The following is a 523-nucleotide window of genomic DNA, read 5'->3' as shown; positions in this document are numbered from 1 at the left end:
GATCAAGGCGAGCACGAGCTCTACTACTTTGATGAGTCAGGTTTTTCACAAGCGTCGTCGGTGCCATATGCGTGGAGTCCTATCGGCAAGCCCTGGGAGGTAACTGCCTGCTACCACAGCCGAAGGCTAAATGTGCTGGGCTTCCTCAGTCGAGCCGGAAAACTGGTCTACCACACGACAACCGAGACAGTGACAACGGAAACGGTCATCGAAGCGTTTGACCAGCTTGTGGCGCAGAAAGACCCGGACACCTTCGCCGTCGTGGTGCTCGATAATGCCAGCATGCATCGCTCCAAGGCATTCAGGCGCAAAATTATAGATTGGATGTCACAGCGTGTGCATCTGATCTACCTGTCAGCCTATTCACCGGAGCTTAACCTGATCGAGATCCTGTGGCGGCAGATGAAGTACACCTGGCTGCCCTTGAGTGCCTATCTTTCGTTTGATCGCCTATGTGATGAGGTACATCGCCTGCTCGGTGGTTACGGAACTGATCACACGATTAATTTTGAATAGGCACTTA

The 523-nt window shown here is 52.6% G+C and carries 1 protein-coding gene; it reads left to right on the top strand.

Translation table 11 applies throughout. From position 1 onward, the window contains the following. Window positions 1-516, top strand: a 516-nt coding sequence (locus tag GPM19_RS15180) for an IS630 family transposase (RefSeq protein WP_160419852.1), incomplete at its 5' end; no start/stop codon positions are given. Window positions 517-523: the final 7 nt, after the last annotated feature.

The sequence above is a fragment of the Vreelandella zhuhanensis genome, from assembly GCF_009793355.1.
Taxonomy (GTDB): domain Bacteria; phylum Pseudomonadota; class Gammaproteobacteria; order Pseudomonadales; family Halomonadaceae; genus Vreelandella; species Vreelandella zhuhanensis.
The sequence above is the reverse complement of the archived record's forward strand: the minus strand, read 5'-3'. Positions and strand labels throughout refer to the sequence as shown.